Below are 589 nucleotides of genomic sequence, written 5' to 3' on the forward strand. Positions count from 1 at the left end.
GAGCTGGCCCGCCTTCTCCTCGAAGCGGCGGATCAGGAGCATCTGCTTGTAGAATTCGAGCAGCTGCTCCTTGGAAGCCGGGTAGCGCTGCGGCTCGTCGGGCCGCTCGCGATTGGTCTTTGCGGGTTCAGTCGATTTGCGAGCCGGTGCTTTGGCCACGATCAGGAAATCCTCGTCCGGGGAGGGGGAAGGCGGGTGCCTATAAGCGCGTTTTCGCCCGCCGCGCAACTAACGCGGGAATGCGCGTGCCGTTCAGTTGACGCCACGGCAATTGCAGTCTGCACAACCAAAGGTGCAGATTGCGTACGCTGCAACGCAGCATCGAGAGATCAGCGCCCGGCGGGTGCCGGCGCATGCTTCTGGAGCGGGATCACGACCTCGTCGGGGCGGACGACGTTGAGCTGCTTGCGCGCCAGCTCGTCGGCCAGGTCGGGGTCGACACCGCGCCGCTTGTCGAGCAGATCGACTCGATTCTTCAGAGCGGCGCGCTGCTTGTCGAGCGCGGCATATTCCGCCTTCTTCTGCTCATACTCCGCCCTGGTCTGCTTGGTCTGCATGATGCCGGTCGGTCCGAGCACGGCATTATAGC

Annotated in this window: 1 protein-coding gene; it reads right to left on the reverse strand. The window is 63.8% G+C overall.

The window, feature by feature from the left end; translation table 11 throughout:
• Window positions 1–329: 329 nt before the first annotated feature.
• The coding region (locus ACTIMO_RS17210; RefSeq protein WP_448183211.1) for an FtsB family cell division protein at window positions 330–589 on the reverse strand (260 nt) is incomplete at its 5' end.

The sequence above is a fragment of the Arthrobacter sp. CP30 genome, from assembly GCF_053470025.1.